The organism is Corallococcus sp. NCSPR001, from assembly GCF_017309135.1.
Lineage (GTDB): Bacteria > Myxococcota > Myxococcia > Myxococcales > Myxococcaceae > Corallococcus.
The window spans coordinates 174,427-194,682 of the sequence record NZ_JAFIMS010000002.1 but is presented as its reverse complement, the minus strand read 5'-3'; the positions used below and the strand labels follow the sequence as shown (position 1 = coordinate 194,682).

General features: G+C 65.5%; 15 protein-coding genes, 2 tRNA genes and 3 rRNA genes. 11 read left to right on the top strand and 9 right to left on the bottom strand.

Features of this window, described 5'->3' with window-relative positions:
* Nucleotides 1-207: 207 nt before the first annotated feature.
* A complete protein-coding gene (locus tag JYJ93_RS02665) occupies nt 208-1,293 on the top strand; it encodes an SGNH/GDSL hydrolase family protein (protein ID WP_206786339.1) in 1,086 nt (361 codons plus the stop codon).
* 72 nt (nt 1,294-1,365) lie between these two features.
* Here the strand turns inward: JYJ93_RS02665 and JYJ93_RS02660 are convergent, their stop codons facing one another.
* Nucleotides 1,366-2,019 (bottom strand): macro domain-containing protein, encoded by a 654-nt coding sequence (locus JYJ93_RS02660; protein ID WP_242543638.1) that lies wholly within the window; start codon nt 2,017-2,019, stop codon nt 1,366-1,368.
* A gap of 830 nt (nt 2,020-2,849) precedes the next feature.
* On the opposite strand from JYJ93_RS02660, the gene JYJ93_RS02655 reads away from it, so the two are divergent.
* The 6 genes from JYJ93_RS02655 (at nt 2,850) to JYJ93_RS02630 (ending at nt 9,010) form a co-directional block, all read left to right on the top strand.
* Nucleotides 2,850-4,387: ribosomal RNA gene (locus tag JYJ93_RS02655) — 16S ribosomal RNA — on the top strand.
* Between the two features lie 211 nt (nt 4,388-4,598).
* Nucleotides 4,599-4,675 (top strand) — tRNA-Ile (locus JYJ93_RS02650).
* Nucleotides 4,676-4,731: 56 nt separating this feature from the next.
* Nucleotides 4,732-4,804 (top strand) — tRNA-Ala (locus JYJ93_RS02645).
* 291 nt (nt 4,805-5,095) lie between these two features.
* Nucleotides 5,096-8,062, top strand: a 23S ribosomal RNA gene (locus JYJ93_RS02640).
* A gap of 183 nt (nt 8,063-8,245) precedes the next feature.
* A 5S ribosomal RNA gene (rrf, locus tag JYJ93_RS02635) occupies nt 8,246-8,362 on the top strand.
* Together the 16S, 23S and 5S rRNA genes with 2 tRNA genes alongside form the textbook arrangement of a ribosomal RNA operon.
* Nucleotides 8,363-8,563: 201 nt before the next feature.
* Nucleotides 8,564-9,010 carry a hypothetical protein gene (locus JYJ93_RS02630; protein ID WP_171419611.1) on the top strand — a complete coding sequence of 149 codons (447 nt, stop codon included), beginning with the start codon at nt 8,564-8,566 and terminating at the stop codon, nt 9,008-9,010.
* A gap of 9 nt (nt 9,011-9,019) precedes the next feature.
* Here the strand turns inward: JYJ93_RS02630 and JYJ93_RS02625 are convergent, their stop codons facing one another.
* A complete protein-coding gene (locus tag JYJ93_RS02625) occupies nt 9,020-9,220 on the bottom strand; it encodes a SlyX family protein (RefSeq protein WP_014392968.1) in 201 nt (66 codons plus the stop codon).
* Between the two features lie 31 nt (nt 9,221-9,251).
* Between JYJ93_RS02625 and JYJ93_RS02620 the strand changes: the two genes are divergently transcribed.
* Nucleotides 9,252-9,551 (top strand): hypothetical protein, encoded by a 300-nt coding sequence (locus JYJ93_RS02620; RefSeq protein WP_014392969.1) that lies wholly within the window; start codon nt 9,252-9,254, stop codon nt 9,549-9,551.
* A 14-nt stretch (nt 9,552-9,565) separates the two neighbouring features.
* Here JYJ93_RS02620 and JYJ93_RS02615 read toward each other — a convergent pair whose 3' ends face one another.
* The 3 genes from JYJ93_RS02615 to JYJ93_RS02605 form a co-directional block, all read right to left on the bottom strand.
* Entirely contained in the window at nt 9,566-10,534 is a 969-nt protein-coding gene (locus tag JYJ93_RS02615; protein WP_206786338.1) for a tetratricopeptide repeat protein, read from the bottom strand.
* Between the two features lie 9 nt (nt 10,535-10,543).
* Nucleotides 10,544-10,888, bottom strand: coding sequence for a hypothetical protein (locus JYJ93_RS02610; RefSeq protein WP_120567845.1), 345 nt, complete (start codon nt 10,886-10,888; stop codon nt 10,544-10,546).
* A gap of 101 nt (nt 10,889-10,989) precedes the next feature.
* Complete coding sequence (locus tag JYJ93_RS02605; RefSeq protein WP_206786337.1) at nt 10,990-11,406, bottom strand: hypothetical protein; 417 nt, start codon at nt 11,404-11,406, stop codon at nt 10,990-10,992.
* 217 nt (nt 11,407-11,623) lie between these two features.
* Here JYJ93_RS02605 and JYJ93_RS02600 point away from each other — a divergent pair, with 217 nt between their 5' ends.
* The gene (locus JYJ93_RS02600; RefSeq protein ID WP_206786336.1) at nt 11,624-11,815 is read left to right on the top strand and encodes a hypothetical protein; all 192 of its coding nucleotides are present in this window, start codon (nt 11,624-11,626) and stop codon (nt 11,813-11,815) included.
* A gap of 54 nt (nt 11,816-11,869) precedes the next feature.
* Here JYJ93_RS02600 and JYJ93_RS02595 read toward each other — a convergent pair whose 3' ends face one another.
* From JYJ93_RS02595 to JYJ93_RS02580, 4 genes are all read right to left on the bottom strand, one after another.
* Nucleotides 11,870-12,700, bottom strand: coding sequence for a hypothetical protein (locus JYJ93_RS02595; RefSeq protein WP_206786335.1), 831 nt, complete (start codon nt 12,698-12,700; stop codon nt 11,870-11,872).
* The gene (locus JYJ93_RS02590) at nt 12,697-13,443 is read right to left on the bottom strand and encodes a hypothetical protein (protein WP_206786334.1); all 747 of its coding nucleotides are present in this window, start codon (nt 13,441-13,443) and stop codon (nt 12,697-12,699) included. The genes JYJ93_RS02595 and JYJ93_RS02590 overlap by 4 nt, the downstream gene beginning before the upstream one ends.
* A complete protein-coding gene (locus tag JYJ93_RS02585) occupies nt 13,443-15,566 on the bottom strand; it encodes a TonB-dependent receptor (RefSeq protein WP_242543637.1) in 2,124 nt (707 codons plus the stop codon). The genes JYJ93_RS02590 and JYJ93_RS02585 overlap by 1 nt, the downstream gene beginning before the upstream one ends.
* Before the next feature lie 182 nt (nt 15,567-15,748).
* Complete coding sequence (locus JYJ93_RS02580; RefSeq protein WP_242543636.1) at nt 15,749-16,129, bottom strand: hypothetical protein; 381 nt, start codon at nt 16,127-16,129, stop codon at nt 15,749-15,751.
* Between the two features lie 209 nt (nt 16,130-16,338).
* Here JYJ93_RS02580 and glpD point away from each other — a divergent pair, with 209 nt between their 5' ends.
* Both glpD and JYJ93_RS02570 read left to right on the top strand, forming a co-directional pair.
* Nucleotides 16,339-18,036 (top strand): glycerol-3-phosphate dehydrogenase, encoded by a 1,698-nt coding sequence (glpD, locus tag JYJ93_RS02575; protein WP_206786332.1) that lies wholly within the window; start codon nt 16,339-16,341, stop codon nt 18,034-18,036.
* A 274-nt stretch (nt 18,037-18,310) separates the two neighbouring features.
* Complete coding sequence (locus tag JYJ93_RS02570; protein ID WP_206786331.1) at nt 18,311-20,122, top strand: S8 family serine peptidase; 1,812 nt, start codon at nt 18,311-18,313, stop codon at nt 20,120-20,122.
* Nucleotides 20,123-20,256 lie beyond the last annotated feature (134 nt).

Sequence of the window (20,256 nt, the reverse complement as noted above, 5' to 3'; positions counted from 1 at the left end):
ACATCGCGTCAACCGGAAGCGCCGCGTCAGCAGAGCGCGGGCGACGGCGCCAGCCTGACGCACCGTGGCGGAATTCATGTTCAACATGGAATACATACTGCGGGGTTAATTCAGGTCTGAGGAGTGATTCCAGAGTCAAACCCGTGTACCGTGCGCGGCCTCTCCCCATTGCCGGGGCGGGAACCCCCTACCTCTTCAGGAGCCGGTATGTCCGTTCGTCGCAGCGGGCTGTCCCTCGCCGCCGTCCTCGCCGCCACCACCCTCGGTGGCACCGCGATGGCCAGCACCATCAACCAGAACACGTCGTGGACCATCAACCGCTCGGCGTCGCAGACGTACCGGGTGGTGGCCTACGGCGACTCCATCTTTGCCGGCTACAACGGCGGCATCTCCAGCGTGGGGCGTCGTGCGGCCCCGGTGGTGGAGGGTGAGTACGCGGCGAAGAAGTGGGGCACCAACGTGGAGGTCATCCGCCGCACGAAGTCCGGCGCGAAGGCGGACGACATCTACAACAACAAGATCGTCTCCGAGCGCTCCTACATGCAGGACTCCCGCACGCGCGTCGTGATGTTCGAGATGTGCGGCAACGACTACCTGCAGGCCCGCAGCGCGTTCACCGACCAGACGGGGACGTGCAACTACAGCGGCCTGCAGAACGCGCTGTCGACCTGCACCACGTACATGGAGCGGGCGATGCAGACCATCAACCAGTACGCGACCACCGCGAAGGTGAAGGTCATCTCCAACATCTATTACCCCGGCTATGACGCGGACAACGTGCTGACCTCCTGCACGGACTCGGCGACGGGCCAGAAGGTGAACAAGCAGCAGTACTTCCTGCCGCTGCTGGCGCGCAGCAACTGGCGCGCCTGCAACCTGGCGGCGAAGTACGGCTTCAAGTGCGCGGACGCCTTCGCGGAGATGATGGCCTCCGACTACGACCGCAACGGTGACGGCCAGATTGACTCCGCCGCCATCGCCTACCGCGCCGGCGAGACCGAGGACGCCTACGTGCAGCGCATCAGCGTCACCCTGCGCAGCACGCTGCGCGACGCGAACGGCCACCTGGCGAACAGCAGCACCAGCTACGACTACATCCAGTCGGACAACACGCACCCGACGTACACGGGCTCCACCATCAGCGTGAACATCTTCTCCGGCTCCGGTTCCGGCTCCGGGGCGCCGTCCTACACGGACACCCAGGTCGTCAACGGCAAGAACCCGGACTGGAACAAGTTCGGCCACGAGCGCATGGGCTGGAGCATCTCCACGTTCGACCCCGCGACGCCGTGACGTAAATCGGCATCCGTAGGGCGAAAGGGCCTCCGACCTGTCACCGGGTCGGGGGCCTTGTCGCGTCCGGGCCTATCCGGTGCGCAGTGCACGGTGGGTGAGATGGATGTCGCGGAAGGAGGGGATGCGGGCCGGCGCGAGCACATGCTTCAGCGCCAGCAGCATCTGCGTCGCGCACCGCCGGGCATCCATCCCGCCAATCCCGGTGCCCAGGCCGGGACACACCAGCGTCCGGATGACAGGAGCGCCAGCGGCTTCGTTGTGCCGCTTCACCGCGAGAAGAGCGGCCCGGAACGCCAGGTACGCATTGACGGTCTGAGAGACGCTCTCCGGAATGCGCATGGTCGGCGCGGCAACGAGAAACGGCCAGCGGGCATCACCCGAAGGCACGACCACGGCGGCGCCGACGGGGAGCTCACCATGATGGTGCTCCACGATGGCCCGTTGGACGGCGTCCTGTACCTGGAGGCCCAGGGTGTCCCGGATTGCCAGGTCGAGTCCTCCATCCATGATGCCGAAGCTATTGGCCGGGCTGACCATCGCGTCCGCGGGGACGGCGAAGAAGTCCTCCTGCCGCACGGCGACGAAGTCGAACGCGTCGAAGGCCTCGTCCCAGGCCCTCACCAGCTGAGGCTGGAGGTCGATGAGGTAGATCTTCTCGGGGAGCATGGTCCGCCCCTCTAGCACCAAGGTCGAGAACACCTCGGTCAGCAGCCAGGCGTTCAAGCCTCCTCCCATCCAGCTGCCGGTGACATCAAGGAAGGGTCCGCAGCTCGCTCTCTTGATGTCGGAGCTCCAATGATCAGGCTCGGCGCAACGAGTGTTTGACGTCGTCGGCCCGAAGCGTTAGAGAGTGGACCCCCCGCGACGAACCGCTGGCCTCCGGGCCTTGGAAAGTCCGCAGGGGGGAAGAAAAGGATCGACGAAGAATGTTGATCCCGAACGCGGTGAAGAGGTAGAAGCCGCGCCCCTCACCTCGAAGCCCGCGCACTGGCGCGGAAGGCACTTCGTGGAGAGAGCAGCACCGACAAGGAAATAGGGCAGTCAACGAGCGGGTTGACAGCGAACGCGGCGAAGAGATAGAAGCCGCGCCCCACCGAAGAAGCAGCAGTCCGGCAAGCAACATGACGGACGCAAAGCGGTGAAGGAAGCTGACAGCAAGCGGTTGACAGGGAGCGCGGCGCTGAAGTAGAAGCCGCTCCCCTTCGAAAAGAAGCGGCGAAAGTCACTGGACGGCGCCGACGAAATTCGAAGCAAGCCCGCAGGACGCAAAAGCGAAGTTGACGCTGGCTGCGAACTGAAATAGAAGCTGCAACCCCGCCGGACGAAACAAGCCGGCAAGCAACAAAGTCGCAACAAGCGGCTCGGTCTTTGAAAACCAAATAGCAAGCCCAAGCAGTAATGGATTGCGGAAACCCGCAGTCAATTTTTTGAGGGCGCTTCACCTCCAAGAGCAGCGCTGAAAAGCGCAGCGAGGAGGGGAGTGCCGACGAATCAGCGAGCCGAGACTCCTTAGCCGGGTCTCGGGGAACGCCGGTTCAAGCAAACCAAGAATACAATTGGAGAGTTTGATCCTGGCTCAGAACGAACGCTGGCGGCGTGCCTAACACATGCAAGTCGAGCGCGAATAGGGGCAACCCTTAGTAGAGCGGCGCACGGGTGCGTAACACGTGGATAATCTGCCTGGATGCCTGGGATAACCAGTCGAAAGATTGGCTAATACCGGATAAGCCCACGGTCTCTTCGGAGGCTGAGGGAAAAGGTGGCCTCTGTATACAAGCTATCACAACCAGATGAGTCCGCGGCCCATCAGCTAGTTGGCGGGGTAATGGCCCACCAAGGCAACGACGGGTAGCTGGTCTGAGAGGACGATCAGCCACACTGGAACTGAGACACGGTCCAGACTCCTACGGGAGGCAGCAGTGGGGAATTTTGCGCAATGGGCGAAAGCCTGACGCAGCAACGCCGCGTGTGTGATGAAGGTCTTTGGATTGTAAAGCACTTTCGACCGGGACGAAACCGTAAAGCCTAATACGCTTTGCCTTGACGGTACCGGGAGAAGAAGCACCGGCTAACTCTGTGCCAGCAGCCGCGGTAATACAGAGGGTGCAAGCGTTGTTCGGAATTATTGGGCGTAAAGCGCGTGTAGGCGGCTTTGCAAGTCGGGTGTGAAAGCCCTCAGCTCAACTGAGGAAGTGCGCCCGAAACTGCAGAGCTTGAGTGCCGGAGAGGGTGGCGGAATTCCCCAAGTAGAGGTGAAATTCGTAGATATGGGGAGGAACACCGGTGGCGAAGGCGGCCACCTGGACGGTAACTGACGCTGAGACGCGAAAGCGTGGGTAGCAAACAGGATTAGATACCCTGGTAGTCCACGCCGTAAACGATGAGAACTAGGTGTCGTGGGAGTTGACCCCTGCGGTGCCGTAGCTAACGCATTAAGTTCTCCGCCTGGGAAGTACGGTCGCAAGACTAAAACTCAAAGGAATTGACGGGGGCCCGCACAAGCGGTGGAGCATGTGGTTTAATTCGACGCAACGCGCAGAACCTTACCTGGTCTTGACATCCTCGGAATCCTTCAGAGATGAGGGAGTGCCCGCAAGGGAACCGAGAGACAGGTGCTGCATGGCTGTCGTCAGCTCGTGTCGTGAGATGTTGGGTTAAGTCCCGCAACGAGCGCAACCCTCGCCTTTAGTTGCCACGCAAGTGGATCTCTAGAGGGACTGCCGGTGTTAAACCGGAGGAAGGTGGGGATGACGTCAAGTCCTCATGGCCTTTATGACCAGGGCTACACACGTGCTACAATGGCCGGTACAGAGCGCTGCAAACCCGCGAGGGGGAGCTAATCGCAGAAAACCGGTCTCAGTTCAGATTGGAGTCTGCAACTCGACTCCATGAAGGCGGAATCGCTAGTAATCGCAGATCAGCACGCTGCGGTGAATACGTTCCCGGGCCTTGTACACACCGCCCGTCACACCATGGGAGTCGATTGCTCCAGAAGTCATCTCACCAAGAGATGCCCAAGGAGTGCTCGGTAACTGGGGTGAAGTCGTAACAAGGTAGCCGTAGGGGAACCTGCGGCTGGATCACCTCCTTTCTAAGGAGACCGGGCATCGGGCTGACTCTTCGGAGCAGCAGGCGATGCCAGTAGCCGAAAGGCTATCAGGTCTAACTAGGTCAATGTTTCCGGTAAACAATCCATTATGAACTTCGGGCTTGCTGTTTGGTTTTGAAGGACCGAGCGAAGGTGTGCTCGGCTCTTTGAGAATGAAGGACGCTGTAAGGTTCGCCGATGCTTTAGCCCCCCTGGGCCTATAGCTCAGCTGGCTAGAGCGCGCGCCTGATAAGCGCGAGGTCGGTGGTTCAAGTCCACCTAGGCCCACCACTCTTCTTTCCTCACTGGAGGGAAGACACAGAGTGACTGGTGCTGACGCGAGAGTCGGGGCTGTAGCTCAGCTGGGAGAGCGCCAGCTTTGCAAGCTGGATGTCGTCGGTTCGAACCCGATCAGCTCCACAAGTTTCCTGGAAGTCGCAGGACGTTCTTTGACAAGTGCATACGAAGGGTAAGTTGCAATTTCTGCTGAGTGAAGTTCTCAACAGAAGTGCCGACTTCGAAATGAGTCTCACCTGGCGCCGCGAGGCAGCCGAGTGGGGCAAAAGCGAAGTCTCCCACACAAGAAGAAGCAGTGAGAAACAGCAATAAAGAATGTCTTCCGGGCCTGCTAGCGAAGAGCAGAGGTCTGGGCCTTGGTCTCCGAGTTTCGACAATCCGCCGGGAGGCGGGCGTTAGACAAGAGATTAGGGCAAGTAAGCTACTAAGGGCGTGCGGTGGATGCCTAGGTGCCAAGAGGCGATGAAGGACGTGGGTGGCTGCGAAAAGCTTCGGGGAGTTGCCAACCAAACGTTGATCCGGAGATGTCCGAATGGGGAAACCCAGCGCGGCGAATAGCTGCGTTACTGCAAACTGAATTCATAGGTTTGCAGAGCAAACCAGGGGAAGTGAAACATCTCAGTACCCTGAGGAAGAGAAAACAATGAGTGATTCCCAAAGTAGTGGCGAGCGAAATGGGAAGAGGCCAAACCAGCGCCATGCAAATGGCGATGGGGTAGCGGGTCCGCGGTAGGACTCTGGAGGGCTAGTGGAAGCGTCCTGGAAAGACGCACCAAAGAGCGTGATAGTCGCGTACACGAAAGCCAACTGGAGCTGAGCGGGTTACCCAAGTAAGACGGGACACGTGCAATCCTGTCTGAATCTGCCGGGACCATCCGGTAAGCCTAAATACTCCTTGGCGACCGATAGTGAACAAGTACCGCGAGGGAAAGGTGAAAAGAACCCCGGTGAGGGGAGTCAAAAGAACCTGAAACCGCATGTCTACAAGCAGTTCGAGCACTACGGCGCAAGCCAGTGCGAGAGCGTACCTTTTGCATCATGATTCGGCGACTTAATATACGTAGCGAGGCTAAGCCGTTAGGTGGAGCCGGAGCGAAAGCGAGTCCGAATAGGGCGCTAAGTTGCGTGTATTATAACCCGAAGCGGGGTGATCTACACATGGCCAGGTTGAAGTGCGGGTAACACCGCATGGAGGACCGAACTCATGAAAGTTGAAAATTTCTGGGATGAGCTGTGTGTAGGGGTGAAAGGCCAATCAAACTCCGTGATAGCTGGTTCTCCCCGAAAGATATTTAGGTATCGGCTCGGGTAATTCAATGCCGGAGGTAGAGCACTGAAACGGCTAGGGGTCTCACCAGATTACCAAACCGTATCAAACTCCGAATGCCGGCAATTGTTATCCCGGGACGCAGTCAGTGGGTGATAACGTCCATTGGCAAGAGGGGAATAACCCAGACCGACAGCTAAGGCCCCCAAATCTAGTCTAAGTGAACACTAGAAAGGATGTGGCAGGTCATTGACAACCAGGAGGTTGGCTTAGAAGCAGCCATCCTTTAAAGAAAGCGTAATAGCTCACTGGTCAAGACAGGCCGCGCCGAAAATGTAACGGGGCTCAAGACTAGTGCCGAAGCTTCGGGTCATGCATGTTTGGCATGCATGGCGGTAGGGGAGCGTCCCAGTTGCAGCGAAGGTGGACTGAAAAGGCCGCTGGAGCGACTGGGAGTGCTGATGCCGAAATGAGTAGCGATAAAGGGGGTGAGAAACCCCCTCGCCGTAAACCCAAGGTTTCCTGGGTCAAGTTAATCTTCCCAGGGTTAGCCGGGTCCTAAGCCGAGGCCGAAAGGCGTAGGTGATGGCAAGCAGGTTAATATTCCTGCGCCATCTTGCAGACGTTGAACTGAGGGAGGACGGAGAAAGCTAGGCGAGCTGACCGGTGGTTGTGTCAGTCTAAAGGCGTAGGGGTGTCGCGTACGAATAAAGGCGCGGCAGTCATCCCCGAGACCCCATGGCGCCCCGCAAGGGGTAAGTCGCTGATGCTCGGCTTCCAAGAAAAGTCCCGCAGGGAGTCTGCAGGGTGTCCGTACCGCAAACCGACACAGGTGGGTGAGGAGAAAATCCTAAGGCGCTTGAGAGAACTCTCCTCCAAGGAACTAGGCAAATTTCCACCGTAACTTCGGAAGAAGGTGGGCCTCTGGTAGGTGTAGGCGTACAGCCGAAGCCGAGAGAGGTTGCAGAGAAATGGCGGTAGCGACTGTTTACCAAAAACACAGGACTCTGCGAAGGCGACAAGCCGACGTATAGGGTCTGACTCCTGCCCGGTGCTGGAAGGTTAAGGGGATTCGTCAGCCGCAAGGCGAAGCGATGATCCGAAGCCCCAGTAAACGGCGGCCGTAACTATAACGGTCCTAAGGTAGCGAAATTCCTTGTCGGGTAAGTTCCGACCTGCACGAATGGAGTAACGACTTCCGCACTGTCTCGGAGAGGGACTCAGCGAAATTGAAATAGCTGTGCCGATGCAGTTTACCCGCAGCAAGACGGAAAGACCCCGTGAACCTTTACTACAACTTGACAGTGACACTAGGGATTGACTGTGTAGGATAGGTGGGAGCCTTTGAAGCCGGGCCGCTAGGTTCGGTGGAGGCAACGGTGAAATACCACCCTGTTGATTTCTGGTGTCTAACCACGTCTCGTCAGCCGGGACTGGGACACTGTCTGGTGGGTAGTTTGACTGGGGCGGTCGCCTCCCAAAAAGTAACGGAGGCGCGCGATGGTTCCCTCAGCCCGATTGGAAACCGGGCGTCGAGTGCAATGGCATAAGGGAGCTTGACTGCGAGACCGACAGGTCGAGCAGGTGCGAAAGCAGGTCATAGTGATCCGGTGGTCCTGAATGGAAGGGCCATCGCTCAACGGATAAAAGGTACTCCGGGGATAACAGGCTTATCTCCCCCAAGAGTTCACATCGACGGGGAGGTTTGGCACCTCGATGTCGGCTCATCGCATCCTGGGGCTGGAGCAGGTCCCAAGGGTTTGGCTGTTCGCCAATTAAAGCGGTACGCGAGCTGGGTTCAAAACGTCGTGAGACAGTTTGGTCCCTATCTGCTGTGGGCGTAGGATACTTGAGAGGCTCTGACCTTAGTACGAGAGGACCGGGTTGGAGGCACCGCTGGTGTACCAGTTGTCTCGCCAGAGGCATCGCTGGGTAGCCATGTGCCGATTGGATAACCGCTGAAAGCATCTAAGCGGGAAACCGACCTCAAGACCAGGTATCCCGGGCGCAAGCCCCTGAAGACTCGTGGAAGACTACCACGTTGATAGGCTGGGTGTGTAAGCGCGGTAACGCGTTAAGCTAACCAGTACTAATAAGTCGAGCGGCTTACTTCCCCCATTCTCTTGCATGCCCCCTCAAGGGGAGTAAGGGACTCGGGGCCAAGGCCGAGGCCAGGACGCCCATGCGCGTCCGCCCGGAAGGCAGCTGTTTCAATTGCTTCTTCGACTTCTGTCGCAAGAGGCTTCACTCAAGCGGAAGCTTGCAACTTACCCTTCGTATGCACCGTCATTCGTTTTTCCGGTGGCAATGTCGGAGGGGTCACACCCGTTCCCATCCCGAACACGGAAGTTAAGCCCTCCAGAGCCGATGGTACTCCGCGGGAAACCGCGTGGGAGAGTAGGTCGCTGCCGGATTCTTTTTGAAAGCCCCTGGTGCCGCAAGGCGCCAGGGGCTTTGTCTTTGCGGGCTTGTGTCACGGAGCCCGGGCGCGCGCTTCGTCGTGGATTGATCCGACGGGATGCGAACGCACAGGCGCCTGGCTTTGAGGCTGGCCTGACCCTGGCTGCTTTGCTTGAGTGGCGCTCTTTCCCCCTCTCTGGACAGGAGCCTCTCGCATGCATCTGCTTCGAATCTACGCCGCTGGTCTGTTCGCGCTGGGGCTCTTGCTGGTGCCCGCGGAATCCAAGGCGCAGCAGTCCGGGGTGCGCCTCGGCGTGGGCGCGGACTACTGGGTCGACACCAGCGCCGCGTTCAACTTCACGCTGGGCGTTGAAGGGCATGTCGCGGGTCCACTCTTCGTGGGTGCCCGGTTCGGCGCGGTGCTCGTCACCGACGGCAACATCATTGGCGTTCCGTTGGACATCTCGCTTCGCGCGACCGTGGGCCGGACCGTCTACATCGAAGGGCTCGCGGGCCCGTGGATCTTCTTCAAGGGTGACACCTTCAAGGCCCATGCGGCGTTTGGCTTTGGCCTCCAGGGCAAGGCCGCGAGCATTGGCGTCGAGGTGGGCTACCTCGATCCGAATCCCATCATTGGGTTGCGGCTGGGCTACAAGTTCTGAGGCTCTGCCTCAGTAGTGGGGGGGACGCTCCTGCTGGCGGGCGTCCACCAGGCCCGGCTCGGCGTCCAGCTTGCGCTTGAGCTGGTCCAGTTCCGCTCGGAGCGCGTCGATGACGCGCCCCTGCTGGTAGAGCACGTCACTGAGCTCCTGCAGCAGCTCCTGCTGCTGCGTGTAGCGGATTTCCAGCTCGACCAGGCGCTTGTCTTCCATTGCTGTCTTCTCCGCTCGGGGACCGTGCCCCATGAATACCCTTGAACACCTGCAGCGCGCCCGCGAGCTGCTTGGACGCGGACAGCCCGAGCTGGCGGAGTCCGCGCTGAGTGACGCCATTGATGCGGCCGTGGCGGCGGAGGACCTGGTCCTCCTCACCCAGGCTCGGTTCGCGCTGGGGGAGTTGCTCTTCCAGCAGGGCCGCGATGAAGAGGCAATCCCCTTCCTCCAGGCGGTGGTGCGCACCGAACGGGCTGACGGGTCCGTGGACGCGCCGGTCATCGCCTCCGCACGCATGCTTCGCCAGATCCGGGGGCAGGAGCCGCGCTGAGCGTCCCCCGTGCTTCAGGGGAGCCGGCACTGTTCCCGGATGGCGTCCATCCGCTGCGGGAAGCGCCGCTCCAGGTCCGTGCGGGTCTGGCGTGCTCCCTCGAGCTTCCCTGCCTTCACCTGGAGGGTGCACAGCGTGGCCAGCGCCCGCGTGTCGGACACGTTCAGCCGGTCCGCCTGACGGAGGGCTGCCTCGGCGGCGGTCTCGTTTCCCAACTGGAACCAGGCGATGCCCAGCTGGAAGTGGCCTTCCGCGAGCTTCGGGTCCTTCTGCACCGCCTGCTGCAAGAGCCCGACGGCTTCTTGGCTCCGGCCTTCCTTGGAGAGCACCAGCCCCTGCTCCACCAGGAGCCGGGCCGCGGGGACCTTGCCCTCCAGGGAGGTGAAGACCTTCAGGGCGTCCTCGGGCCTTCCCATCCGGCTGAGCATCCGGCCGTAGCGCACGCCGACGAGGGGATCGCCTGGAGTGCGGCTGTAGGCCCGGGACAGGGCCTCCGTGGCGCCCTCGACGTCACCCTTCTGTTCGCTCAGGTCCGCCCGGAGCAGCTCCGCTCGTGGGTCCGCCGGCGCGAGCTTCCCTGCCTTCGCGAGCGACTGGTCCACACAGCGGGACATCCGCTCCCGGTCGCAGATGCGCGCGAGCAGGAGCTGGGTCTCCAGGGCGTTCGGGTCCCTCCGCTCGGCTTCCAGGGCCAGGTCATGCGCTTCGGCGGGGGCTCCTTCGCGCAGGAGCTCGGCCGCCTCTCGCAGGTCCGCGGCTGTCGCCTTGTCGTTGTGCTTCAGGGGCACCAGGAACCGCAGACGACCTTCCACGTTCTCCGTGGCCCTCGCGATGGCCAGCTCCTGCTCGGGCATGTCGCGGGGCAGGAACAGGGGGATGACGTGGATGGCGAGCGCCACTCCGCAGACCCAGAGGACGCCACGGAGCCCCTGGTTCCGGCGCCGGCCGCTCCGCTCCCCGGGTTTGTTCCATGGGTCGCTCATGGGGCGTTTCTAAACGGCCCGGAGGTGCGGGCGCAGCCCCGACGGCAGCTCCAGTTCACAGCTCCAGCAGAGCTCGAAGTTGGCGGGGTTCTCCTCTCCACAGCGTGGACAGGTCACCGAACGGTTGGCGGCTTCCTGGTTGGCCTGGAGCTCCGCGAGGACCTGGCGCCCGGCTTCCAGTTCCTGGGGCCACAGCCACAGCTCCACCCAGGCCTCGGTGCTGGGAATCTCTCCGCTCAACGGGACCAGGGACTCACCGCGGATGTCGACTGAGAGCCCGGCAGACTCCAAGGCTCCCGCCAGCATCCGTGCCTCTCCGACCGTGCGGTGCACGGAGAATTGCACGCGCTTCATGCTTCTTGTCTGTCAGAACCGGGCCTCCAGGGCAACCCGCCCCGGCTGCTCCCCTGCTGTGCCCTGTCCGACGTGGCCCTCACGGACCGTGCGGCCTTGCGTCATTCGTCCTGACGGAGCTGGTGCGGCAGGACGGCGTGGGCGTGGCGGGGGGCTCGCGCGTGGAGCTCCGCGGACAGCAGGGCATCCAGCTCCGCGAGCAGGCGATCATACCCGCCTCCCTTCGCGGGCAGCCGCTCGGTGGCGAGTCTCAACCGGGGTGTCTCCTCGTCCTCGAAGGCGAGGGTCACCGCCAGGATGTCCGGGCTTCCCGCCTGGGGCGCGAGGGCAGCGGGCTCGGGCTCCCGTTGTAGAGGTTCCAGCAATGGAGTCAGCCGGCGGATCTCCTCCGGCGTCAGGTCCCGCTCCACCACCGGTTCGCCCTGTTCCAGGACGCGCAGGTGCTTGAGGCCTTCTACCCGCAGCGCCTGCGCTCCGGTGTTCGTATGCCCACTGCGCTCGTAGGTCACGGTCTTCACGCGCCGTACCTCCCCAGGGTCAAGGATTAGGCATTCGCGTCGTCCCCGGCATCCGTAGGAAAGCGCGGCGAGCGCTCCCGGTCCGAAGAGGACAGCCCGAGCGACCGGTGCCGGACATTGGGCAGCGCCCCCTGGGCCCCTGCGCTTCCCGGGGGCGTCTCCCTACCGTGCCTTCCGTCCGGGCGCCCATGCCCGGACACACGGAGGACGCCGAACGATGAGCAAGCACAAGAACCCGACCCCGAATGATCAGCGCTCCAACACGAAGAACCCGGAGCGCCCGGAGCACAAGTCCGCGCAGGACAACCGCGCCAACCAGATGAACCCGAACCGTCCTCCGAACACGCCGTCCCACACGCCCTCTCACGGCGGTGGGATGACGGGCGGGGACGATTCCTCGAAGCGCTGAGTGAAACGGGAGAGGCCGGCCGCGCGTTCGGGCCGGCCCCTCCGGGTGTTTGTCCTAGCGGACGCGCGGCGCGCACTCGCCTTCGCCGCGGTAGTGGCCCACGGTGCGCACGAGCGCCGTCACGAAGTCGCGCAGCGTCCGCACGCTGCCCGCGCCTCCCGTGCCGTACTGGCCCGAGGGCAGCGACGTCAGGCTCACCAGACCCAGCTCATCCAGGGTGATTTCGCCGTCCGGACCGACGATGCCCGTGCTGTCCGCCGCGGCGATGGCGTCGAAGCGCATCTTCGCGTCCGGCGACTGGAGGTCGTCGAAGAACAGGTGGTCGCCGTGGAGGGTGAGCTGCACCGTCTCCGTGCTGCCCTTGGGCACCGTCACGCCGTTGCCGATGTCCTCGTTCTCGCAGTGCTCGTAGAGGGTGTTGGTGGCGAAGCCCCAGTGGAAGTTCTTCGTCACGCTGCCCTTGGTGGCCGAGCCCTCGACGTAGACGGACCAGCCTTCGGTGTTCATCCGCGTCACGTCCTCCGCGTCCGCGTTGCCGGCCGTGGCGTTCGTGACGGGGGCGATGGCGTAGCTCACCTCGTCCCATTCCTCGGAGGCCAGGTCGTTGAACGTCACGACGTCCACGGGGCCCGGACGGTGCACGTCGTACACCTTCGCGGCCGTCTGTTCGGCGGCGACTTCTCCCTCGTGGTTGGCGACCTTCACCTCGCCCAGCTTCACGAGGAACTTCGTGTACTTCACCGTCCAGCCGTCCTCGAAGGCGCTGGAGGGGATCTCCTTCTCGATGAAGTCCTCTCCGTACGCGGTGAACGTCACGTTGCCTTGACCCGACGAGCAGGCGACCAGGGCCAGGCAGGACACTCCCATCAGCCAATGCTTCTTCATTCCGCTGCTCCTTCCACCCACGTCACGACGTAGGCGCTGGTGTCTTCCACGCCGCGCACCAGCCCGTTCTGGGCCTGGCTGTTGGCGGGGAAGGTGGAAACGCCAGCCGCGTCCGGAAGCGACGCGGTGGCGAAGTCGATGCGGTCCATCCATTTCCCCAGGTCCACCGCGATGCGCACGAAGCCAGCCTCCTGCTGGAGGTCGCGCTCGAAGCGCACGCCTTCGATGGCCTTGGGCAGGTCCACCACCGCGTCGAAGCGCACCGTGGCTCCGGACGTGTGGGTCGCGGTGCCTCGCACGTGGGCCTGGTGGCCTCCGAGCACGTTCTGTGCGTCCGTGGCCGCCGTGGGCGTCACGAGCGTCAGCTCCAGCGAGCCGTAGGAGCCGGTGACGGCGTTGGCGTTGCCCAGGTTTCGTCCCGCGAGCAGGTCCACGGTCTGGGCGTTGAGCACCTCTCCCAGGGCATCACCGGGGACGTAGTGGCCGGGGTGCGCGTTCGCGGTGCCTCCGATGAGCGAGTACCAGTCGAAGCGTCGCGACAGCAGGACGCGGCCCTCGAAGAAGCGCACCGAGCCCACGGACAGATGCGCGGCTTCGGGCGTCACCGTCCAGCCGTACTCGTTGGGGGCCGTGGGCGCTGTCGCCGTCATCGTCACGGCGAAGGTGCGGCGCTCGGCTTCGGTCTTGCCGCCGCAGCCCAGGCTCATCAGGGCTACGAACAAGGCCAGTGCAATCGGGTTCATCACAGGTGGACCTCCAGGGTGAGCGAGGCCACGCGTGGCGCCCCCGCGGTGAAATGTCTGGCTGGAACGAGGCTGGGTTGGGCGGTGGGGTCGAAGCGCGAGCTGTAGACGAACTCGCCGTCGCGCCACCGCGTGTCGAGCAGGTTCTTCACGTCGAGCCGCAGCGCGAGCGCTCCCCGCCGCAGCGCGGCCTGCACGTCCGCGAGGAACACGGTGTGGCTGTATTCGCCGTAGGGCAGGGGCCTGGGGCCGATGAGCGTGAGGCCCGTGCCCAGGGACAGCACGGAGTCGATGCCGGGCAGCGGCTTCTCCCAGCCGAGGTCCGCTCGGGCGACCAGCGGCGCGAAGTAGGGGAGCTTCGCGTCCGTCTTCGCCACCGTCGCGTTCGCCACCGTGGCGCTCAGCGCGGCCGTGACGCCTTCGAGTGGACGCGCCTGCAGGGACGCGGAGATGCCGGTGCGCAGCGTCTCTCCCGTGAAGACGGTGGTGCCCACCGTGTGGTCGAAGAAGAAGTCGTCCGCTACCTGCGAGCCGAAGACGCTCGCCTGGAGGGACAGACGTTCTCCGTCCCTCCGCGTGCCCAGCTCCGCTCCGTGCACGTTCACGAAGGGGGCCTGCTCTCCTTCCGCGAGGCTTCGTGCCTGCGGCGAGCGGAAGCCATCTCCGTAGCTGGCGAAGAGGGCCCAGGTGTCCGTGAGCGCGTATTCAATGCCGGCCTTAGCGCCCCAGTGCACCCCGAAGGCGCTTCGCGAGTAGCCCTGTCCGTCGTAGTAGCGCGGGTCCCGGAAGGCGAGCGCGTCGAAGACCTCCACGCCCAGCGCGTCGGCCCGGCCTCCCAGCCGGAAGGCCCAACGGCCCAGCGGGAGCCTGGCTTCGGCGTAACCCCAGACGTCCGTCTGGGTGAGGTCCGCGTCCACTTCGTCCGCGAAGAAGGTGCCGTCCGTCTCTCGGTAACGGCGTTGCGTCTGGTGGATGCCGTCGCGCCTGCCTCCGAGCCCCAGCTCCAGCGCGACGGGGCGGTCGAAGAGCGTGACCTGGCGTCGGTGCTCGGCGCGCAGGCCCAGCGTGGTGCCGCCGTGGGTTTGCTCCAGGCCGTCGCCCCGGTCGTCCACCCGGTAGCCCGTGAAGTTGTTGCGCAGGCGCAGGTCCGAGAGGATTCCGAAGGCCTCCAGGCGCGTTCGCGCGGTGCCCTCGCGCGGGAGGTCCACTCCGATGAGGAGCTGGTGCCTGGAGACCGTGCCTCCCTGTCGGTCGAAGGAGCCGGAGTAGAAGGTGCGGCGCCCGGCTTCGAGGTCGTCCTCTCGCACCACTCCCGGTGAGTCGAAGCGCGTGATGTAGCTGCTTCCCAGGATTCGCGCGCTCAGGCCGTGGCCCAGGTCCATGTTCGCCTGGGCGAGGAGGGCGGCCCGGCCGTAGCCTCGCTGGGGACCGAAGCCGTCGCTCTCACTGAGCTCCGCCGCCGCGAAGGTGCCGGGGTCCTCGCCCGGGCGGACCGTTACGACGAGGCGGCGCGTGTTGAACTGGCCCAGCGTTCCGGCGAACTCCACGCCCTTTTCGCGCGCGCCCAGGTCCATGCGCACTGTTCCCGCGACCGCGAAGTCCCCCTGGAACGCGCGATAGGAGCCCTCCGTCACCTCCAGCGATTGGACGAGCTCCGGGATGATGAAGTTGGTGTCCGCGTAGCCCAGCGCGTGGATGTGGCTCACCTCGTTCACCGGCAGGCCTCCGACGTTCAGCTCCACGTCCTGACCGTGGAGCGCGTCGAAGCCTCGGAGGAAGAGCTGCTGCGCCTTGCCCTCGCCGCTGTGCTGCGAGGCCACCAGGCCCGGGACGACCCTCAGCACGTCCGTCGCGTTCATCCGCGGTGCCGTGTCGAGGATGTCCCGCCCGATGGTGACCTCGGCGGCGCTCTGGGCCGGACGTGTGCCTCGCACCACCGTGGAGCGCTGCTTCCCGGCGGCCTCCGTGGCGGCAGGGGCTTCCGTGGGCTGTTGTGGTTCGGGTTGCTGATGTTCTGGCGTGGCTTCTGTCACCCCATGGCCGGTGGTCTCCGGCCCTTCCTGTACTGCGGGCATGGCCGAGGACAGACACGTCGAGAGCGTGGCGAACGCGATGCGCAACATGGGCACGATTGAGACGGCACGAGGAGACGACGACACGTCCCCGGCTCGCGTCGGGACGCGTTCCGGGGTGTGCGGGTGGATGGACGGACGGATTCGGGACGCACGCTCACGCAGGCCCGTGGCTGGCCTGGGCCAGACGGTCCGCATGCTCGCGAGTCTTCCTTACGGAGGTCCGAGGGGGCCTAGGGGCCCTGCGGCATCGCCGTGGACCGCAACCGCTGGCCTGGCGACCACTCCGGGCTTCGCTCCGGCTCCACGCGCCAGGACACCCAGCGCAGCTTCGGCGGCACGAACACCGTCCAGCTCGCCGCCACCGCCAGCAGGTGCTCCACCGAGCCCGTCAGGTGCTGGTGGCCATGGCCCTGCTCCTTCGGGCACGCGGCCTTCGTCGCGTCACATGCGCCCTGGGGGCCGTGGACGTGGGTGCTGACGCCGTGCTCGTGGCCTCCCAGGCCTCCGCCGTGGCCGACCACCGCGTGCAGCACCGGCGCCACCGCGAGCCCGTACACCAGGACCCACAGTCCCAGGAACGCCAGGTCTCGTCGGTCTCGGGAATCCCACACGGCGATTCGGGGGTACGGCGGCGGAGCGTCCAGGACGGGGGAGGTGAGGCGGTCGCCTGCCTATCCGTCCTCCCCACGACACGCAAGGACGCCTCCGCCGCCCGCTGCGAGACAGTTCCCTGCCGCCCGGTCCCATCACCCCGTGGACCTCTTGACGCATTGCATCGGAATCCGCTGCGGCCAAAGACTTCCCGTCATAGACTCGTGACGTGCGTTCCGAATCCGCAGCGCTTCGTTCCCTGCCTGCCTCCACGGAGGTTCCTGCCCCGCCCTCGCGCGCCGACCGTCTGCGTGCGCTGGGGACTGAGTCCTTCGACCTGCTCGTGATTGGCGGCGGGGTGACGGGCGCGGGGGCTGCCCGGGACGCGGCGCTGCGGGGCCTGAAGGTGGCCCTGGTGGAGCGCGAGGACTTCGCCAGCGGGACGTCCAGCCGCTCGTCGCGCCTCATCCACGGGGGCCTGCGCTACCTGGAGCACGGCCACCTGGGGCTCGTCTTCGAGTCGAGCATCGAGCGGCGCCGCCTGCTGCACCTGGCGCCCCACCTGGTGCGCCCGCTGGCCTTCGTGTGGCCTGTCTATGAAGGGGCTCGCGTTCCGCGCTGGAAGCTCAACGCGGGCCTGATGCTCTACGACGCCCTGTCCCTGTTCCGGAACGTGAAGGCGTATCAGCGACTGTCGCTCAAGCAGGTGGTGGAGGCCGAGCCCGGCATCAAGGCCGAGGGGCTCAAGGGCGGCGCCCGGTACTACGACGCGGCCACCGATGATGCCCGCCTCACGCTGGCGAACGCGCTGGGCGCGAGCGAGGCCGGCGCGGTGGTGCTCAACCACGCGTCTGTGACGCGGCTGGTGCTGGAGGACGGCAAGGCGAAGGGCGCGGTGGTGGTGGATCACCTCACCGGCCAGGAGCACACCGTGCGCGCTCGCGCCGTCGTCAACGCGACCGGGCCCTGGAGCGATGAGATCCGCCGGCTGGATTCGCAGCAGGAGCGCACGGGGCCCGCGGTGCGCGGCAGCAAGGGCGTGCACATCGCCGTGCCCCGCTCGCGGTTGAACATCGGGGACGCGCTCACGCTCCTGTCGCCCGTGGATGGCCGCGTGATGTTCATCCTGCCCGCGGATGCGTTCACGCTCATTGGCACGACGGAGACGGCCACCCGCGCCCACCCGGCCGAGGTGCGCGCGAGCGAGGCGGACGTGGCCTACCTGCTCTCCTCCGCCAACGCCTTCTTCCCCGAGGCGAACCTCACCCGCGAGGACATGGTCAGCGCCTGGGCCGGCATCCGCCCGCTCGCGGCGAGCGGCTATCACGGCAACACCGACGCGGGCAGCGCGAGCCGCGAGCACTCCATCGACGTCAGCCCGGCCGGCGTGCTGGCCATCAGCGGTGGCAAGCTCACCACCTTCCGGGTCATGGCCCGCGACGTGGTCAACGCCGTGGAGCGCCACCTGGCCCTCCCGCACAAGAAGCCCGTCACCCACGAGCAGCCCCTGCCGGGCGGCGACATCCTCAAGCTGGACGCGGAGCTCGCGGCGGCGAAGCAGGAGGTGGGGGACGCGGCCACGGGTGAACACCTGGTTCGCGCGTACGGCAGCCGCTGGCACGCGGTGTGGGCGCTCACTCGCGAGTCGCCCGAACTGGCCGAGCCGCTCGTGGAGGGCCTGCCGTACCGCCGCGCCGAGGCCGTCTGGGGTGTGACCCACGAGATGGTCCAGACGCTGGCGGACCTGCTCATCCGCCGCCTCAAGGTCGCGTTCGAGACGCGCGACCAGGGCCGCGCCGCCGCCGTCCGCGCCGCGGAGGTGATGGCGCCGCGCCTGGGCTGGGACGCGGCGGAGACCGAGCGGCAGCTGGCGGCCTACGCCGTGGATGCCCAGCGCATCTTCGGCGTGGATCCCTCCGACGCCTGACCCCCTGCCAGGGAGGACAGGCCCGGTGCGTCATGCCGGGCCGGAGGTCCTGCCGCGAGCGAGGCGCTCGCCCTCAGCGTTGAGCGCCTCACGTTGGATTGGCACCGAATGGCCGTCGGGCGCACGACAGCCGCCCGAGCAGTCGTCCTGCGTCCATGCTTAAATCGCCATGGGAACGGGATGCAGGGCCGGCCCGTTCCATCCGGCCCCTCTTTCGGGGGCGGCGGGTCACGGCGCGGTCGTCCACGTTGGCCGGGCGAAGGAGATACACCCCATGAAGCGTTGGCTTTGGCTTGGGCTCGGGTTGTCCGGACTGGTGGCGAGCGGCTGTGGCAGTGACCCCGAACCCATCGACGTCCTGCCCCAGGCGTGTCCTGGCACCGCGGAGGTGTCGTTGCCCAAGCCGGGGGTTTCCCCGCTGAGCACGGACGAGGCGCCGGATGGCGTCATCATCACCTACAAGCCGAAGGTGTCCGCGAGCGCGCTGGCCGCGTCGGCGGACATCGCGGCGGCGGTGGAGCGCGAGGGCGGCACGGTGAGGCGCCGCATCCCGAACATGAACGTGGTGTCCGCCCGGCTGTCGCCGGAGGCCATCTCCGCGCTGAAGCTCCGCCCGGACGTAGTCTCCGTGACGCCCAACCGCCGCGTGCGCGCGCTGGGCCTGCCCACGCCTCCGCCGCTGGCGTCGTGGCAGGGCGCGTACAGCACGCAGGGGTCGGTGGGCGAGTACACGGAAGGGCTGAAGATGGTCCAGGCCCCGCAGGTGTGGGACGCGAACAACGACGGCGTCCTCGACCCCGGCGCGCCCACGGGCGAGGGCGTGAAGGTGTGCGTCATCGACAGCGGCTGGGACAGCAAGCACCCGGAGCTGAAGGCGGCGTTCCTCGCGGGCAAGGACTTCGTCGACCACGACGATGACCCGTCCGACCAGAGCGTGTCCCAGGGCGTGGTGACGGTGGGCGGCGGCCACGGCACGCACGTGTCCGCGACCATCCTGGCGCAGTTCGGCGCGGGCTCCGGCGCGCGCGTGGCGCCCGGGGAGGAGCCGAACGGCGTGGTGGGCGTGGCGCCGGGCGCGTCGCTGCTCGTCGCGCGCGTGCTGGACACGGACGGCGGCGGCCGCACGGACGACGTCATCGCGGCGGTGGACTGGTGCCACTCGCAGGGGGCGCGCGTTGCCTCGCTGTCGCTGGGCGCGCCGGACTCGTCCCCGACCGAGCAGACCATGTTCGAGAAGGTCTGGGATGGCGGCAACGGCATGCTGTCCGTCGCGGCCAGCGGCAATGACGGCAAGCGCGGCATCGCGTATCCGGCCGGGTACCTGCCGTCGGTGATGGCGGTGGGCGCGGTGGACCTGCAGGGCGAGTACGCGCCCTTCTCGCAGTTCGGCCAGGAGCTGTCCGTGGTGGGGCCGGGCGTGAACGTGCTGAGCGCCACGGTGCTGGGGGCGGCGTCGCTGTCCTCGGTGACCGCGGCGTCGTCGCCCATCGCCTCGTCGCCGCTCACGTACACCGCGCAGGGCACGTACACGGGCCGGCTGGTGAACTGCGGCCTGGGCGCGGACCGCGCGTCGTGCGGCGAGTCCGCCACCTGCGAGGGCTTCGTCGCCTACGTGGACCGCGGCGACCTGTTCTTCGAGGAGAAGGCGCGCAACGTCATCCAAGCCGGCGCCCGCGCGGTCATCATCGGCAACAACGTGGAGGACGACGGGGAGGGGACCTTCACGCTGGGCTCCGCGAACTCGCACTGGGTGCCCACGGTGTCGATCTCCATGGCGGCCGGCGCGTCCCTCAAGAAGATGGTGGGCCAGGACGTCACGGTGTCCATCTCCGGCCTGGACTACCAGCGCGAGTCGGGCACCTCCATGGCCACCCCGCATGTGTCGGGCGTCGCCGCGCTGGTGTTCAGCGCCCGGCCGGACCTGAGCGCCGCGCACGTGCGCGCGGTGCTGGAGAGGACGGCGAAGGACGACAAGACGACGCCGGGCAAGGACGAGAAGTACGGCTACGGCCTAGTGCAGGCGGCCAAGGCCGTGGAGCTGGCGAAGACGCTGCCCCAGGGCGGCGGTCCGCTCCCGCTGCCGTAACGGCCGCGCCTCCGCGCCCGTGGGCCTGACGCCCCCGTGTCCCTTCGTGGGACCGGGGGCGTTCGCTTTTCTTCCGGGCAGGCGCCGGGTCGTGGGTTGGCAGTCCGGACGGGCAGGCGAACGCCGGGCGTCCG

Bases quoted from the DNA above. Each gene is read 5' to 3' on its own strand.
- JYJ93_RS02585 (WP_242543637.1), bottom strand. From the start codon at position 15,566: ATGTTGCGCATCGCGTTCGCCACGCTCTCGACGTGTCTGTCCTCGGCC.
- JYJ93_RS02610 (WP_120567845.1), bottom strand. From the start codon at position 10,888: ATGAAGCGCGTGCAATTCTCCGTGCACCGCACGGTCGGAGAGGCACGG.
- JYJ93_RS02665 (WP_206786339.1), top strand. From the start codon at position 208: ATGTCCGTTCGTCGCAGCGGGCTGTCCCTCGCCGCCGTCCTCGCCGCC.
- JYJ93_RS02600 (WP_206786336.1), top strand. From the start codon at position 11,624: ATGAGCAAGCACAAGAACCCGACCCCGAATGATCAGCGCTCCAACACG.
- JYJ93_RS02625 (WP_014392968.1), bottom strand. From the start codon at position 9,220: ATGGAAGACAAGCGCCTGGTCGAGCTGGAAATCCGCTACACGCAGCAG.
- JYJ93_RS02570 (WP_206786331.1), top strand. From the start codon at position 18,311: ATGAAGCGTTGGCTTTGGCTTGGGCTCGGGTTGTCCGGACTGGTGGCG.
- JYJ93_RS02615 (WP_206786338.1), bottom strand. From the start codon at position 10,534: ATGAGCGACCCATGGAACAAACCCGGGGAGCGGAGCGGCCGGCGCCGG.
- JYJ93_RS02630 (WP_171419611.1), top strand. From the start codon at position 8,564: ATGCATCTGCTTCGAATCTACGCCGCTGGTCTGTTCGCGCTGGGGCTC.
- JYJ93_RS02620 (WP_014392969.1), top strand. From the start codon at position 9,252: ATGAATACCCTTGAACACCTGCAGCGCGCCCGCGAGCTGCTTGGACGC.
- JYJ93_RS02595 (WP_206786335.1), bottom strand. From the start codon at position 12,700: ATGAAGAAGCATTGGCTGATGGGAGTGTCCTGCCTGGCCCTGGTCGCC.
- JYJ93_RS02590 (WP_206786334.1), bottom strand. From the start codon at position 13,443: ATGAACCCGATTGCACTGGCCTTGTTCGTAGCCCTGATGAGCCTGGGC.